Here is a 15214-nt window from a genome sequence, read left to right on the forward strand (position 1 = left end):
ATTGAAAAACCCCGCAACTGCGGGGTTTTTTGCATTCTGCATCTCAACGGAGGAACCATGCCTGAATTACCTGAGGTAGAGACCAGCCGTCGCGGCATTGAGCCCCATCTGGTCGGCGCGACTATTCTTCATGCCGTCGTTCGCAATGGACGACTGCGCTGGCCGGTGTCCGATGAGATCCACGCGTTAAGCGACAAACCCGTCCTTAGCGTGCAGCGCCGCGCGAAATACCTGCTGCTGGAGCTGCCTGACGGCTGGATCATTATCCATCTTGGGATGTCCGGGAGCCTGCGCATCCTGACCGAAGAACTGCCTGCGGAAAAACACGATCACGTTGACCTGGTAATGAGCAACGGCAAAGTGCTCCGCTACACCGATCCGCGGCGCTTTGGCGCGTGGCTGTGGACGAAGGAGCTGGAAGGACACAACGTGCTGGCGCATCTGGGCCCTGAGCCGCTTTCAGACGCGTTTAATGCGGACTACCTGAATGAGAAGTGCGCGAAGAAAAAGACCCCGATCAAGCCCTGGCTGATGGATAACAAGCTGGTGGTCGGCGTGGGGAATATTTACGCCAGTGAATCGCTGTTCGCGGCCGGGATCCATCCCGATCGGCTGGCCTCGTCGCTGTCCGCGCAGGAGTGTGAGCTGCTGGTTCGGGTCATTAAAGCAGTGCTGCTGCGCTCGATTGAGCAAGGCGGGACCACCCTGAAGGATTTTCTGCAAAGCGACGGTAAACCAGGCTATTTTGCCCAGGAGCTGCAGGTGTATGGCCGTAAGGGCGAGCCATGCAGGGCATGCGGGACGCCGATTATTGCCACGAAGCACGCCCAGCGCGCCACGTTCTACTGCCGCCAGTGTCAGAAATAGAACTACTTTAGCTTTTCCATCAGTGCCAGGTGGACGTTATCCGGCAGGAAATGGGTAACGTCCCCGTGATGGCGCGCCACCTCTTTTACCAGCGTGGACGAGATAAACGACCACTCTTTTGACGGCATCAGGAATACGCTTTCCAGCTCCGGCATCAGGTGGCGGTTCATGTGCGCCAGCTGCATCTCATACTCGAAGTCTGCCACCGCGCGCAGGCCACGAATCAGAATATTGGCCTGCTGGGCGCGGGCGAAGTTCGCCATCAGATCGCTGAACCCGACAACTTCAACATTCGGCAGGTGCGAAATGGCGTCGGTGGCAAGTTGCACGCGCTCGTTGAGATCAAACATCGGCTTTTTGCTGGGGCTGGCGGCAATCGCCAGGATCACCTTGTCGAACATGCACGCTGCACGGGTAATGATGTCAAGATGACCGTTAGTGATCGGATCGAAGGTACCCGGATAAATCGCTTTTGTGCTCATGGCTCACGTTTTCTCTGAGTAGCCGCGGCAGAGCGCCCACAGCTCGGTGTATTTGTTGAAAGTATACTGGGCATTCACTACCGCCAGTAACCAGCCCTGCTTACCATCCAGCACGCCGCCGCGCAGCAGCAGCGTTTTCAGAAACGCGCCCAGCGTGTGGGTGAAGATTCCTGTCAGCGAGGCCTTCTTGCCGCGCTGGTGGCGTTCCTGCGCCCATGCGGTGGCATAGTTGAGCTGCTTTTGCTGGAAGCTGGCGAAATCACGGCAGGTCAGATGCAGCAAATCACCCGTCAGGGGGATGACCTGGGCGCCGTCGCAGGCCAGTGACTCATGGACAAGATTGTCGTTGTACTGAAAGCGCCCGCGCTCGTAGAGGCGCATTACGCGATCCGGATACCAGCCGCTGTGGCGCATGAAGCGGCCAAGGAAGTAGTTACGACGCGCGATGCTATATACAGCGCCAGGCTGGGGTGAGGAAAGCACCGCCTGAATGGCCTGCTGGAGTTCTGGGGTGACGCGCTCGTCGGTGTCGATCATCAGCACATAATCGCCCGTGGCGTGACCCTGCGCGCGCTGGCGCTGAATGCCGTAGCCCTGCCAGTCGGTATCGGTAAAGACTTTTGCGCCCGCAGCCCGGGCGATGTCCACCGTGTTGTCCGTGCTTCCGGAGTCGAGGATAACAATTTCGTCAGCCCAGGCGACGGAGGCCAGGCAGTCCGGAAGCAGGTCGGCGGCGTTTTTGGCAATCATGACGACCGACAGACGCGTAGACATTAGTGGCTCCGCTGAGGCAGATAAGGTTGCAGAAGCTGCAGCAGACGGGTGAGTGCGCCCTGGTTCTGGTGCAGCACTTCGACGGCGTGGCGACCGTACCACAGGCGGTAATCTTCATCCGTCAGAAGGGTCGATACTTCTTTGACGACCGAGTCCGCATCGGTCACGGTAATTAAACCATCGGCCTGCTGCAATTTAGCGCAGATATCTTTGAAGTTAAACGTGTGTGGACCCATCAACACAGGAATGGCGTGGGCTGCCGGCTCGAGCGGGTTATGGCCTCCGCGCTCCACCAGGCTGCCGCCAACAAAGGCGAGGTCAGCAATGCCGTAGAGCAGCATCAGTTCGCCCATCGTATCGCCAATCACCACCTGGGTACTGCCGGAAGGGATCTCTCCGCTGCTGCGCAGGGTGAAGCTGAAGCCGCCTTTCTGCACCATTTCGCGGGCATCTTTAAAACGTTCGGGGTGACGAGGCACCAGAATCAGCAGTAGGTCCGGGAAGGTTTCCAGCAGCTTACGGTGCGCCTGCAGGATAATCGCCTCTTCGCCCTCATGAGTACTGGTCGCTATCCAGACCTGGCGACGCGGAGCCCACTGGCGGCGTAGCGTGATGGCGCGGGCGGCCAGTTCAGGGGTAACGGAAATATCGAATTTCAGGCTGCCGGTCACAGCAAGCTGGTTGCGCTTCAGGCCCAGGGAGATAAAGCGCGCCGCGTCTTCTTCGTTCTGCGCGGCAATCAGCGTGATTTTGCTCAACAGGCGGCGCATAAATTTGCCCAGCTTGCCGTAGCCTTTCGCCGAGCGCTCTGACAGGCGCGCGTTGGCAATCACCAGCGGAATTTTACGGGCGTGCAGAGCGGAAATCATGTTCGGCCACAGCTCGGTTTCCATCACGATCACTAGCTTCGGGCGAACGGTGTTCAGGAAACGATTCATAGCGCAGGGCAGATCGTAAGGGAGGTAGACGTGATGAACGTCTTTGCCAAACGCGGATAACGCGCGCTCTGAGCCGGTCGGCGTCATGGTGGTGACGGTAATCGGCAGAGACGGGTAGCGGTGGCGCAGAGCGCGAACCAGCGGGATCGCCGCCAGCGTTTCACCGACAGAAACGGAATGCAGCAAAATACCGTCCGGGGCGACTTTATTGCGGCAAAAGCCATAGCGTTCAGCCCAGCGTTTACGATACGCAGGCGCTTTACGGCTACGAAGCAACAGTCTCAGCCACACCAGTGGCTGAATGATATAGAGCAGGGCGGTATACAACAATTCCAAGCGATTATCCGTCTTTTTAGTTTCGGCGGGCAAATTCTAAGCATTTAAGCCAGGTAAAGCTATCTCTTATGCCAGATACCGTTTTAAACGGAAGTAGCGTCGGCCCAGGCGCCAGCGCAAACGCGGGCTTTTGGCACTTTTCCAGATAAGCTTCCAGATCCCGGTGTCGAAGAACTCTTTGATAATCATTGTTTTCTTTGTCTCATCCTTCATGTTGTCGAAGGTATGAATGATCCCCAGCCCCTCTTTGGCGATTTGCCAGTGGCAGGCGGGGATATTTTTCACTTTATCCGGGTAACGCTGGTTAATGGCATCAAGCATCTGCAGGATTTTCATGTAGTGGCGCGCGGAGCGGATCAGCGTGTCGTCATTATCCGGCGTATGCGATACCGAGGCAGAGTGAATGTAGTAGTCATAAAAGCGTTCACTGGTGTACTGAACGCGCTCTGCGGCAAGCAGCACCTCGGTAGTCCACGGGATATCCTGATGGCGCAGGCCGGGTTCGAAATGGAAACTGTGTTTACGAATAAAATCGTGGCGATAGATATTAAGCCAGGTCACGTGCAGGAACTTACGTGAATCCAGCGCCATCTTTAACCATGCCGGGCCCGTCATAACGCCCGTTGAGGCGAGTTTATCCTCGGGGAAGATAGGTCGAGACGGTTTCTTATCATTTTCCCAGACGTAGTTGCCGTTGCAGGTGGCGACATCCAGATCCTGCGTGACGGCCATATCCAGCAGACGCTGGTACATGCCAGGTTTGAAGACGTCATCAATATCCGGGAAAGAGAGATACTGACCGGTTGCAACGGCCAGGCCGGTATTTCGCGCAATGGAAACGCCCTGGTTTTGCTGTTCAATCACCTGCATCTGCGGCAGTTTTTCACGCCAGCTTTCGACGATCTGCATCGAGCGGTCAGTCGAGCCATCATTGACAATAATGACTTCCATGCTGTCGATGCGTTGATTCACAAGGCAGGTAAAGAACTGATCCAGAAAAGCTTCGCCGTTATAAACGGCAACCACCACGCTTAACAATGGCGCTGAATTTTGCATAAGAAACCTGATTATTTTTGATTGTCGACCAAAGCAATGTACTGCTGGCAAATGGCATTGATACCGAACGACGCAATCGTTGCATCGCCAACGACCGGCGGGGCGGTATAAATATCTACCAGGGTTTTTGCCAGTGACGCGTCATTTAGCTCTGCCAGCCCGCGCGCTAAGGCGCCGGTGAGGATTTCTGCGGGGCCACCCGGACAATTGGTACTGACCGGTGGCGTCTGGCAGATAATGGATTCCACCAGCACATTACCAAAACCTTCGCAGTCAGAACTTAACACTAAGAGGCGTGCCCCTTTAATCCAGGGGTAGGGATTGGAGTCGAAGGGACGGAAAACCGTCTTGTCTTCAATACCCAGGTCGCGGGCAAGCTGTTTGAGCTTTTGAATTTTGGCTTCGGAACCATTGCCCATCATGACAAGCGTAGTGTCGAGCTGGCTCTGTGCGAACGCGCGTAAAAGACGGTCGTGGCGTTTGTGTTCATGGAAGCGGCCGACATGGATGATGTAATCCTTCCCTTGCATCTCGAAGGGGGCATCCGCCAGACGCTGAATTTCAGGGATATCAAAAGGATTGTGGATAACCGCTTTACGCCGGAGTTTCAGAGCCAGGGTCTCGGAAAGGTCTTTCAGCACGGCGCCTGAGACGGCGACAACGTTTCGGTTTTCGTAGGTATGACGAATTTTAAGATGCTTAAACCAGCGCGACAGCCCGCTGCGATGGCGAAGATAGGAGAAAGAGAACATGCCATGCACGCAGAACCAGACTTTTTCACGCTCCAGCGCGCGGCAGTGCGCCACAATGCGGTCAGTTTTGTGCAGATGAGAGAACACAACGTCAAATTTTCCGCTGCGCTCAGCCCGCTCAATTGCCTGATCCAGCAGGCGGGCTCGGCGTGGGATCTCCGTCAACTTGCGCCACGGTTTTTTGCAGGTATCCTGAACCACCTGATAATCAATGCCTTCCGGGATGGCGTAATCACACACTTTCCGCAGAGAGAAAAGGGAGACCTGATGCCCCATTTCCGTTAATCCGCTGGAAAGTGTAAGAACTGTTTTTTCAGCTCCCCCACCGGGTAAACCATCAATAATCATTAGGATGCGCATTTTTAATCCAGTAATTTTTGATAAAGCGAAATAAGCTGACTTGACAGTTTTTCGGGGGTGGCGTCTTTTACCCGTTCACGTGCCGCTTGCCCCATCGTGTTATTTTTTCCCAGAGAAGGAGTGGCTGCAATTGCCTCCTTCAATGTGTTGATATCCAGGGCGTCACAATAAAATCCGTTCTGGCCTTGCTGAATAAATTCAGCGCCTCCGCAACTCTCTGAAGTAATGACGGGCAAGCCGCAGGCCATCGCTTCAAGAATGACGTTTGGAAAGGGATCATACAGCGTTGGCAACAGTAAACCATCGGATAGCTGATAAAAAGGCAGCGTTTCTTTCTGCATCCCCAGGAAACGGATTTGCCCTTCGCAGCCCAATGAACGGGCGAGGTCACGATAACGATGTTCTGCTTTATCCTGTCCAACCACAATCAGCCAGGCTGAAGTTCCTGCGATAGCGCGTATGGCGCTGGCCAATCCTTTTCGTTCAAATCCCGATCCTACAAAACAGAACACCACGGCATCGGCTGGCAAACCAAATTGCTGACGCAGCGCGGCACGCTGTGCTTCCTGGGCCGGAACGAAGCGGCTGGAATCAATTGAATTATAAATCACATGGATCTTTTTTGCGTCAATATCAAAGTCTTCGACGATTTCGCGTTTGATCATCTCCGCATTACAGATAACCGCTTTCAGCTCTGGCGCCTGGTACATTTCACGCTCGGCGTGCATCACGTAGCGGTGATAGCGGTCGACCATCAGCATTTTCGCGCGCCAGGCGGGCAGGATGCGCGCACGCTGTAGCAGCCAGCGGCGATGAACGCCATCGCCAGCGCGGTAGATATCACAGCCCGGAATCCGCTCGTGGCTTTGCACAATATCAAACTGCTGTTGCTGCCACAGCGCGCGGGCAGCATGGGCAAACCCGCGTTCGCGGCTAATTCGGCCCCATTTGCGCGGGTCGCAAATATGGATATGCCAGTCGTCCTGTCTCTCGCCCTGCCATTCACGCGTAATGACGTTGAGTTCAAGATTCTGATTGCTCAGCGCGGTGAGCGCACGTGAAACGAAGCGCTCCGCTCCGCCATCAGGGCGATACTTTTGGCGAACAATCGCCAGACGATGGTGTTTCATGACAAATATCTCCTTGCAGCGGAGACGACAGCATCAACAGGAATGGCGTCGAGATAGCGTTCTTTCGTTTTGGTATCAATAGCGTCGGGATCGGGAAGGGGACCGTAGTCGCCAGCCCAGATGACTTCACCGTTGACTTGCCATGGAGACCAAAACGTCAGTTTGGAAGGGCCAAACAGCGCCACGCAGGGCGTCTGCAGCGCGGCGGCCATATGCATCGGAACGGAGTCAACGCCAATAAAAAGACACGCGTGGTCGATGAGTGAGGCCAGCTGGCGCAACGTTAGCTGTCCCGCCAGCGAGACGACCCCCGTTTTCGGTGAGGCGGCGAGTATGCGATCTATCATCGCCAGCTCTTTTTTATCCGGCCCGGCCGTGAGTACAACGGTATGCCCATCCTGCTGCAGCGCGGTGATGGTTTGCGCCATTTTGCTTTCATCCCAGCATTTGAAGAACCAGCGTGATGTCGGCTGAATGACGATGTAGTTATCGCCCACTCCTTTTTGCACCAGCTGCTGGCGGGCGTGGTGCCAGTCTTCTGCGCTGTAGGCCATGGTAACAGCTGGCTCAGGTGCGACCTGTAATGGTGACAGAATGGAGAGATTTTGTTCGACAGTGTGCAGGGATTTGTGATTTGCAACAGAGACTAAATCGCTATGACAGAAACGCCAGAATGGATTGTTGCGTTTGTTAAAGGCGAATCCGAGGCGAACCGGCGCACCAGTGAAACGGGTGACGATAGCGCTACGCCACTGATCGGCAAGATTTATCACCAGATGATAATGTTGCTTTCGTAACGCGCAGAGTAACTGCCACTCCTTTTGAAGGTGCTTTAGCGTGCCCAGTTGCTTCCATTTACGATCGATTCCATAAATAGTGCCAATCGTCGGATGCGCGGCGAGCATATCGCGCGTTTCTTCATACAACAGCACGTCAATTTGCGCTTGTGGCCATTTTTGACGTAATGAATCAATGACGGGGGTGGTCAATAACATATCGCCATGATGGCGGAGTTTGATCAGTAGAATGCGCAAATCAGGCGTGTCAGGTAAGTTATTCATCATCATCTTATCGGCGTTGTACTGTTGGCAATTCTAATAGACCTGGTAGCGACTTGCACTCTTTCTCCATAATCTCAGGAATTTCCCAGGGAGGCTTTACTCAGGCTTTGGTGAGTGCGTAACATAGCGCTAACTTCCCTGTCATGCGGACTCATTATGAAAAAACCAGCGTTTATCATCACGATTGATACTGAGGGCGATAATCTCTGGGAGAATCACCGCGTCATTAAAACGGAAAATGCGCGCTATCTGGCCCGGTTCCAGGCCCTCTGTGAGCGTTTTGGTTTTAAGCCCGTATGGCTGACAAACTATGAGATGGCAATCGAGCCCGTTTTCATTGAATTCGCCAGGGACGCGATCGCTCGTGGTCAGGGGGAGGTGGGTATGCACCTTCATGCATGGAATAGCCCACCTGAGCACGATCTCACGGGAGATGACTGGCGCTGGCAACCGTATCTGATTGAATTTTCAGACGAGGTGATGCGTGAGAAAGTGCTGTTCATGACCCGTCTGCTGGAAGAGACATTTCAGACCAAAATGCTGAGCCACCGCGCCGGGCGTTGGGCATTTGATAGCCGCTATGCAAAATTGCTCGTTGAACTGGGCTACCAGGTTGATTGCTCCGTGACGCCACGCGTGAACTGGCGCAATGCGAAAGGTGCTCCGCAGGGCAATGGTGGAACGGATTATCAGCATTTCCCCGACCACGCCTATTTTATGGATTTAGATACTATTTCCCAGGCGGGAAATAGCCCCTTACTCGAAGTGCCGATGAGCATTCAGTATAAACATCCGGCCTGGTTGAACACGATCAAACAGGGATACGATCGGCTTCGCGGTAAATATCGCTCGCCTTCCGTGAACTGGCTACGACCGACCGGTGGCAATGCGTCGCAGATGATTCAGGTCGCGCAGCAATGCCTGTCGCAGGGACAGGATTATGTGGAGTTTATGCTTCACTCGTCTGAATTTATGCCAGGCGGAAGTCCGACCTTTAAAGATGAGGCGGCGATTGAAGGTTTATATCAGGATTTAGAAGCGCTTTTTAGCTGGCTATCCGATAAGACGGTGGGGATGACGCTGGCGGAGTTTTATCAATACAAGAAAAAATAATGCCCGGCTGGCGGGCATTATCTCTTAGTGATGTTGTCTGGTTTGCGAGAAGGGAGTACTCAATGCAAACAGAGTAACAAAGAATATTAGGGCTTCTGAGCTCAATAAAATGACGTCCGTCAGGCCATAGAGTAATAAAAGAAGCATCGTTGTCAGCAGCAGGCCATTTCGGTTTTTAAGCGCGTAAGCAATCATCGAAACGAAGAAAAAGAGTAATATCGCCAGACCCGGAAGCCCCTGCAGAGAGTATTTTTCAATAAATTCATTGTGTAGGTGTATTTTTAAATAGCCAAGTGCAGTGATTAGATTAGGATGTCCATCATTAATATAATGTTGCGTCCAGAAATACCTTTCTTCTAATGATTGCCCTAGTGGATGTGCAAGCCCGTTCTGAATACCTACATTCCACATGGTAAAACGAGAGCCAAGTGAGGTGCCGTCTACTCCGCTTTCATATTTCTCAAGCTCAGCCTGTGCTTGCATAATCTTGGGTGAAATTAATGGTTTGTAACTAACGACAACCACACCTGCCACAATACATAAAAAAATCAGCGTTGATTTCATATGAATTCTTCTGAAGTGGTAGAGCGTGAGTACAATCGCAAGGAGCAAATATAATCCCATTGCAGCACGCGTCCCCGTTAAAAGAATAACGAAGTAAGATATTAAGATGGTAAGACCCGCGACGACATACAGTTTTCTGTTTTTTTGAAGATAAAGGCTGTATACCAGCGCCAGTGACAGTACGGAGTAAACATAGGCAGACACGGTGGCGCGATTGATGGCCATCTCTATACGTGCCATGCCCTGCGTCGCCTGCCATAAGCCATATCCCGTGGCGAGGACAAACCCTGTACCTGCCGCGTACAGGAAGTACTTCTGGAAAGCGCTTTTATCGACGTAAGTTTTAAACCGGTCAAGATAGAAAACGAGAATGCTCGCTAATATCAGTTTCTTACTGGCACCCAGATAATCGCTGTAAGCGTTTAAACCTTCGCTATGATATTCGTACACCATATACCAGACAAGATTGAGTAGCCCAATCAGCAATATGGGGAGCGCGATTGAAAAGGGGCGCAGGGTGATTTTTTTATATTCGCAAGCTAAGCCGATAATGCTGGCATAAACCGCAATATAGAAAAATTCGCGTTGTTTACCTGAGCTCAGCAGCGCCAGCGCAAGCGAAATGAGGCTCAAAATCAGCGTCAGCTGATAGAGCCGCAGTTTTACTTTTTCCATAATGCCTCAATGACCCTTTTTTTGTAGCTGAAACGTACATCTCTGGAGAAGAAAAAAGAGAAAGAATAAAGTGCATTCACCCGCAGCTTAACCAGTTTGAGCTGCAGGTCGGTCAGATATTGTCGGTGATTACTGTAAATATCAAACCAGTGGCAATTAATAAGATGCTTAAATGATTGCGGGAATGTATTTTCCATCTGTAGTGTACATTCAATCAGCGTAGCGATTTTACTGGCGTCAAGACGGCTCGACAAACTGTCGCTGCGTTTGATGTAAAAATAGTGTCCCTGATACTGAAAAAAGATTTTACGCGATTGCATCAGCATGCCGGGAAATACCGCGAAATCTTCATAGCAGACCATAGAAGGGATAGGGTTGGTTGCGTATAGCCTGCGGTGGATGAATTGCCCGATCAGATGCGCCTGAAAATCTTTGTGCTGCAGGAAACGCTTTATTGCATCATTTTGCGATAATGAGAGGGGCGTGAATCCCTGCCAGGCGGAGGTGATTTTCCGCATATCGCGTATTTCCAGCAGGCGCGTCAGCAACATATCAGGACGCTCTGCTTTCAGGAAGGCGACGGCATCCCGGATGCTACCCGGCTTTAACAGATCGTCGCTATCAAGCATCGTGATGTAATCGCCTGACGCCAGCGAGACTGCGCTGTTTCGAACATGCCCTACGTTACGGTACTCAACGTATTGGCATTGCGCATGCGGAAGCTTTGGCAACCACGCCTCAATAATATCCTGTGTGGAATCGTTGGAACTGTCATTAATGATAATAACTTCTACATCATCGCCTGCATTCTCAATCGCGTTTTGCAGACTTTCCAGCGTGGCGTGAAGCGTGTTTTCGGCATTATGTGCGGCAATAATGATGCTGAGAAAAGCCATAGTAATTAGTTTCCCTGAGCATCAAAGGCAGATTTTGCTGTTGGTAGACCGCAAATGAAATGTTTGAGTTCGTCCAGCGATTCATCTGTTACCGCGAAGAGTTCTTCCCGGCCTTGCGAGAAATAATAACGAGTTTCAAAAACATACGAGCAAATATTGTCATCGTTGCCAATCAGCAACACGTTGCCAAGCGGGCGCTGCTCGTAGTGACAGCACGGACCGAACAGTAAGACGACCGGCACGCCAACCGCATCGGCGATGTAGACATTCCCCGAGTCGGAGGCGATATAACAATCCATTTTAGAAATTGCCCACGGAAGCTCTTCAAGCGAGATCTTGCCAATCAGATTAATAAAGTTGGGCAGTTCACCGTAAGCGCGGGTGATGTCATCCATCCAGGACTGTTCATTCGGGGCGCCAAAGACATAAAACTCGCAGGGCAGGTCGGCGAGACGATCGGCAATTTGCTTCCAGATGACAGGCGGAACGGTTTTGGCTTTATTCCCGGCGGCGATACTGATGCCAATGCGGACCGCGCCGGGTTTGTCAAGGATTGCCGGATAAGTCGCGGGTTTAAACAGTGGCTTTGTGGCGTGCTTTGGAGAGTCTTGCCAGGTCAGAGCGCGGTCGGCCAGCTTAAGATAGTTAGTGACTGTTAACGTTTTTCTACCGTGGTCAACCGTACCATCGGCCGTTGAATAGAAAATCCCGTGATACCACCTGCGCGTGTAAGTGCTTAAGAACTGCTTGTTTTTGGCGTTACAAACGGAGGCGAAAAAAAGATTCACGCTGTTAGGCTGCAGAAGGTAGACGTTGTCATAGCGGTTCATGATCCTGCAGGCGAAACAGAGCTTTCGCCACAGGTTACGCTTATGCTGCTCGATAAAATAAATCTCTTCGACCGTCTCGTCGTGCTTCGCCAGCGCACCCACGCTGCGGCTGATGAGCACGTCGCTTTTTTGCAGCCAGGCCAGAAGAGGCGTTGCATTAACAAAATCACCGATTTTGGCTGTCTGAATGACCAGGTTTTTCCCTGTCTCTTTGCGCAACAGCTTCCGGATAAGCTTCACCGGAAAGAGTAAAATCAGCAGAAATACGTAACTCATGGGTTAAATATCCCTGTTGGAAAGCCAACGGCTGCCCTGTAAAAATGAAAAAATCGCATCTGCGCTGATATCCTTCGTTTGCTGAGTCGGGCTGACCATCTGATGCTGGTTTTTGCCATAGCCCCCGATCAGGCCGGGATCGGTCGGGCCAAAAAGGGTGATATTTGGGCGATCCAGCGCCGCGGTTAAATGGCTTAAACCCGTATCCACGGAAACAACGGCGTTAGCGCCTGCCAGCTCTGCGGCAACCTGCGCCAGCGTGAGTTTGGGTAACACCTCGACGTGGGAAAAGCCTGCTGCCAGACGCGCCGCACGCTGCCGCTCATGCTCAGCGCCCCACGGGAGTTTAATATGGATACCGGAGGGTTGCATTAGTTCAATCAGCCTTCGCCAGTGTGTTTCCGGCCAGTGCTTATCGTCGCGCGTTGTGGCATGCAGAAAGACAAGATAAGGCTGAGCACAGGGATCTGTATTGCGCAAAAAGTGCTGCGCAATGGCGTAGTCGCCCTGCGCTTCCGGTTTCGCATAGCCGAGGCTTTTCGCAAACAGCTCGCGGGTGCGTTCTACGGCGTGCTGCTGCTTTGCGATGTGGTGGCGGCGGTTATAGAACAGACTCGCCAGCGGTTCGCGGGCGGTGTGCCAGTCCATGCCGTGCTTTACGCCGTGTGCCAGACGCGTGACCAGCGCCGCGCTTTTCACCAGCCCCTGCGCGTCGATAATCGCGTCGTAACGCTGCGCCTGCACCGTTTCACGGAAGGCTTTACGCTCGGCTTTAATCGGCGCGGAGAACCACGCTTTGCGCCAGCGGCGAATCGCGACCGGGATCACGCGGTCAACCGCTTCATGCCAGGTGGGGATCTGCGCGAAGCCTTCTTCTACCACCCAGTCAAAACGGATGCCGGGGATGGCCCGCATCGCGTCCGTCAGCGACGGTAGCGTATGCAGCACATCGCCCATTGAGGAGGTTTTAACGATCAATACCCGCATCCGTTATCCTTCTTCGCTCAACAGCAGTTCGTTGAGCTCTTCGAGAACGCGCTCTGGGGTAATGTCGATCAGGCTCTGATGGTAACCTTCAGCGGCATCGCCTTTGCGTACCTTGTGGTAGCCGGTGATCAAACGGATTACGCGCGCTTTGTGCGACAGCGGCGGCGTGAAGTCCGGGCTGCTTGGGCCATACAGCGCAACCAGCGGACGATCCAGCGCGGCGGCGACGTGCATCAGGCCAGAGTCATTGCTGACCACGGCCTTACAGGCGGCAATCAGGATAACGGCCTGCTCAAGCTGCGTTTCTCCAGCCAGGTTGCGGCACCAGGCCTGTTGCTCGGTGCTCAGCGTGGCGAGAATTTCGTTGCCCGCCTCGTGATCCTTCGCCGAGCCAAACAGCACAATCTGGTAGCCCTCGTCGATCAGCTGTTTCGACAGTTCGGCGTAGTGGTAGTGCGGCCAGCGTTTTGCCGGGCCAAACTCGGCGCCGGGGCAGAAGCCAATCATTGGGCGTTCGGACGAAAGGGCAAACGCGTTGCAGGTGTGGGATTTCTCCCCCTCGTTCACCTGAAGCTGCGGCCACAGCAGCGGCTGCGGCAGGTCTTTCGCGCTGCGCATCACCCCTTTGTCGTAGGCCAGCGCCACGTAGCGCTCCACCATCAGCGGCCAGGCCGCTTTATCCAGCACCCGCGCGTCGTTCAGCAGACCGTAGCGCATTTCGCCGCGCCAGCCGGTACGGTGCGGAATGCCCGCAAAGAAAGGTACGAGGGCGGATTTAAAGGAGTTTGGCAACACGTACGCACGGTCATAGCGCTTCTCGCGCAGGCTATGACCGAGCTTGCGGCGTTCGCCGATTTCCAGCGCCCCGTGGCCGAGCGGCATCGGGATCGCCTCGTTTACTTCCGGCATACGCGATAACAGCGGACGGCACCAGGCGGGTGCCATCACGTCGATTATCGCCTGGGGATAACGCGCCTTGAGCGTGCGATAGAGACTTTGCGACATCATCATGTCGCCCACCCATGACGGGCCGATCACCAGAATCTTCATACTTACGCGTCGCGGTTCAGCCAGGCCATATATTCCGTTACGCCTTCGGCAACGGTCTTGAACGGCTTGTCATAACCCGCTGCGCGCAGGTTAGTCAGGTCGGCCTGCGTGAACGCCTGGTAGCGGCCTTTCAGCTTATCCGGGAACGGAATGTACTCGATGCTGCCTTTCTTATGGTATGCCAGCGTGGCGTCAGCCACCGCCTGGAAGGATTCCGCGCGGCCCGTGCCCAGGTTGAAGATGCCGGACACACCGTTTTCCAGGAACCACAGGTTTACGGCTGCAACGTCGCCTACGTAGACGAAGTCGCGCTTGAAGCCGTCGCTGCCTTCGAACAGTTTCGGGCTTTCACCGTTATTCAGCTGGGTGTTCAGGTGGAACGCCACGCTCGCCATGCTGCCCTTGTGCCCTTCGCGCGGCCCGTAAACGTTGAAGTAGCGGAAGCCGACAATCTGCGAGTTCGCTTCCGGCAGGATCTGACGCACGTACTCGTCAAACAGGAACTTGGAGTAGCCGTAGACGTTCAGCGGCTGCTCGTATTCGCGGGACTCGATGAAATCAGAAGTGCGGCCGCCATAGGTTGCCGCAGACGAGGCATACAGGAATGGAATTTCACGCTCCAAGCAGTAGTGCAGGAGCTCTTTAGAGTACTGATAGTTGTTATCCATCATGTACTTGCCGTCCCACTCGGTGGTGGAAGAGCACGCACCTTCGTGGAAGATGGCTTCGATCTCGCCGAACTCTTCACCCGCCATAATCTGGATAAGGAAGTCTTCTTTATCCATGTAGTCAGCGATGTTCAGATCCACCAGGTTAACGAACTTGGTGCCGTCTTTCAGGTTGTCCACCACCAGAATGTCGGTGATGCCCTTATCATTGAGAGCCTTGATAATGTTGCTGCCGATAAAGCCCGCGCCGCCGGTAACGATGATCATAACTGTAACCTTTGAAGTGTTGAGCCCGGGGACAATCCCGGACGCTAATATTCATATCATATCATCACAATGCCCGGTCTTCAGCCATTCACCGATATGCAGCAGGGGTACACGTGATTTATGCTGCAAAAA

Annotated in this window: 15 protein-coding genes; 2 read left to right on the plus strand and 13 right to left on the minus strand. The window is 53.6% G+C overall.

Annotation, left to right across the window (positions count from 1 at the left end):
• Positions 1-57: 57 nt before the first annotated feature.
• A complete protein-coding gene (mutM, locus tag INF77_RS07995; protein WP_049137151.1) occupies positions 58-867 on the plus strand; it encodes a bifunctional DNA-formamidopyrimidine glycosylase/DNA-(apurinic or apyrimidinic site) lyase in 810 nt (269 codons plus the stop codon).
• 2 nt (positions 868-869) lie between these two features.
• Here mutM and coaD read toward each other — a convergent pair whose 3' ends face one another.
• The 7 genes from coaD to rfaQ form a co-directional block, all read right to left on the minus strand.
• Positions 870-1349 (minus strand): pantetheine-phosphate adenylyltransferase, encoded by a 480-nt coding sequence (gene coaD / locus INF77_RS08000; protein ID WP_045260067.1) that lies wholly within the window; start codon positions 1347-1349, stop codon positions 870-872.
• 3 nt (positions 1350-1352) lie between these two features.
• Positions 1353-2123, minus strand: a complete 771-nt coding sequence (locus tag INF77_RS08005; protein WP_041911668.1) for a glycosyltransferase family 2 protein — start codon at positions 2121-2123, stop codon at positions 1353-1355.
• Positions 2123-3397: a lipid IV(A) 3-deoxy-D-manno-octulosonic acid transferase gene (gene waaA, locus INF77_RS08010; RefSeq protein ID WP_028015020.1), complete on the minus strand. Its 1275-nt coding sequence runs from the start codon at positions 3395-3397 to the stop codon at positions 2123-2125. Before waaA ends, INF77_RS08005 begins: the two co-directional genes overlap by 1 nt.
• Positions 3398-3463: 66 nt before the next feature.
• On the minus strand, positions 3464-4453 hold the full coding sequence (locus INF77_RS08015; protein ID WP_028015021.1) for a glycosyltransferase: 990 nt from the start codon (positions 4451-4453) through the stop codon (positions 3464-3466).
• Positions 4454-4464: 11 nt separating this feature from the next.
• Positions 4465-5565, minus strand: a complete 1101-nt coding sequence (locus tag INF77_RS08020; RefSeq protein ID WP_041911667.1) for a glycosyltransferase — start codon at positions 5563-5565, stop codon at positions 4465-4467.
• A gap of 2 nt (positions 5566-5567) precedes the next feature.
• Entirely contained in the window at positions 5568-6695 is a 1128-nt protein-coding gene (locus INF77_RS08025; RefSeq protein WP_041911666.1) for a glycosyltransferase family 4 protein, read from the minus strand.
• The gene (gene rfaQ, locus INF77_RS08030) at positions 6692-7762 is read right to left on the minus strand and encodes a putative lipopolysaccharide heptosyltransferase III (RefSeq protein WP_049001246.1); all 1071 of its coding nucleotides are present in this window, start codon (positions 7760-7762) and stop codon (positions 6692-6694) included. The genes INF77_RS08025 and rfaQ overlap by 4 nt, the downstream gene beginning before the upstream one ends.
• Positions 7763-7912: 150 nt before the next feature.
• On the opposite strand from rfaQ, the gene INF77_RS08035 reads away from it, so the two are divergent.
• Complete coding sequence (locus INF77_RS08035) at positions 7913-8869, plus strand: polysaccharide deacetylase family protein (RefSeq protein WP_150145124.1); 957 nt, start codon at positions 7913-7915, stop codon at positions 8867-8869.
• 24 nt (positions 8870-8893) lie between these two features.
• Here the strand turns inward: INF77_RS08035 and INF77_RS08040 are convergent, their stop codons facing one another.
• Genes INF77_RS08040 through rfaD form a run of 6 tightly spaced genes read right to left on the minus strand, consistent with a single transcriptional unit; the run spans position 8894 to position 15082 of the window.
• Entirely contained in the window at positions 8894-10108 is a 1215-nt protein-coding gene (locus INF77_RS08040; protein ID WP_150145125.1) for an O-antigen ligase, read from the minus strand.
• The gene (locus INF77_RS08045; protein WP_193531961.1) at positions 10096-11004 is read right to left on the minus strand and encodes a glycosyltransferase family 2 protein; all 909 of its coding nucleotides are present in this window, start codon (positions 11002-11004) and stop codon (positions 10096-10098) included. Before INF77_RS08045 ends, INF77_RS08040 begins: the two co-directional genes overlap by 13 nt.
• Positions 11005-11009: 5 nt before the next feature.
• Positions 11010-12110, minus strand: a complete 1101-nt coding sequence (locus tag INF77_RS08050) for a glycosyltransferase family 9 protein (protein WP_049137160.1) — start codon at positions 12108-12110, stop codon at positions 11010-11012.
• A 3-nt stretch (positions 12111-12113) separates the two neighbouring features.
• Entirely contained in the window at positions 12114-13097 is a 984-nt protein-coding gene (rfaC, locus tag INF77_RS08055) for a lipopolysaccharide heptosyltransferase RfaC (protein ID WP_047366919.1), read from the minus strand.
• Between the two features lie 3 nt (positions 13098-13100).
• Entirely contained in the window at positions 13101-14147 is a 1047-nt protein-coding gene (gene rfaF, locus INF77_RS08060; protein WP_150145127.1) for an ADP-heptose--LPS heptosyltransferase RfaF, read from the minus strand.
• Between the two features lie 2 nt (positions 14148-14149).
• Positions 14150-15082 carry an ADP-glyceromanno-heptose 6-epimerase gene (gene rfaD, locus INF77_RS08065; RefSeq protein WP_028015031.1) on the minus strand — a complete coding sequence of 311 codons (933 nt, stop codon included), beginning with the start codon at positions 15080-15082 and terminating at the stop codon, positions 14150-14152.
• Between the last annotated feature and the right edge of the window lie 132 nt (positions 15083-15214).

Source organism: Enterobacter cloacae complex sp. P1B (genome assembly GCF_014982345.1).
GTDB classification, from domain to species: domain Bacteria; phylum Pseudomonadota; class Gammaproteobacteria; order Enterobacterales; family Enterobacteriaceae; genus Enterobacter; species Enterobacter bugandensis.

Bases quoted from the DNA above. Each gene is read 5' to 3' on its own strand.
- mutM (WP_049137151.1), top strand. From the start codon at position 58: ATGCCTGAATTACCTGAGGTAGAGACCAGCCGTCGCGGCATTGAGCCC.
- INF77_RS08050 (WP_049137160.1), bottom strand. From the start codon at position 12,110: ATGAGTTACGTATTTCTGCTGATTTTACTCTTTCCGGTGAAGCTTATC.
- rfaQ (WP_049001246.1), bottom strand. From the start codon at position 7,762: ATGATGATGAATAACTTACCTGACACGCCTGATTTGCGCATTCTACTG.
- INF77_RS08025 (WP_041911666.1), bottom strand. From the start codon at position 6,695: ATGAAACACCATCGTCTGGCGATTGTTCGCCAAAAGTATCGCCCTGAT.
- rfaF (WP_150145127.1), bottom strand. From the start codon at position 14,147: ATGAAGATTCTGGTGATCGGCCCGTCATGGGTGGGCGACATGATGATG.
- rfaC (WP_047366919.1), bottom strand. From the start codon at position 13,097: ATGCGGGTATTGATCGTTAAAACCTCCTCAATGGGCGATGTGCTGCAT.
- INF77_RS08015 (WP_028015021.1), bottom strand. From the start codon at position 4,453: ATGCAAAATTCAGCGCCATTGTTAAGCGTGGTGGTTGCCGTTTATAAC.
- coaD (WP_045260067.1), bottom strand. From the start codon at position 1,349: ATGAGCACAAAAGCGATTTATCCGGGTACCTTCGATCCGATCACTAAC.
- rfaD (WP_028015031.1), bottom strand. From the start codon at position 15,082: ATGATCATCGTTACCGGCGGCGCGGGCTTTATCGGCAGCAACATTATC.
- INF77_RS08020 (WP_041911667.1), bottom strand. From the start codon at position 5,565: ATGCGCATCCTAATGATTATTGATGGTTTACCCGGTGGGGGAGCTGAA.
- INF77_RS08045 (WP_193531961.1), bottom strand. From the start codon at position 11,004: ATGGCTTTTCTCAGCATCATTATTGCCGCACATAATGCCGAAAACACG.
- INF77_RS08035 (WP_150145124.1), top strand. From the start codon at position 7,913: ATGAAAAAACCAGCGTTTATCATCACGATTGATACTGAGGGCGATAAT.
- INF77_RS08005 (WP_041911668.1), bottom strand. From the start codon at position 2,123: ATGTCTACGCGTCTGTCGGTCGTCATGATTGCCAAAAACGCCGCCGAC.
- INF77_RS08040 (WP_150145125.1), bottom strand. From the start codon at position 10,108: ATGGAAAAAGTAAAACTGCGGCTCTATCAGCTGACGCTGATTTTGAGC.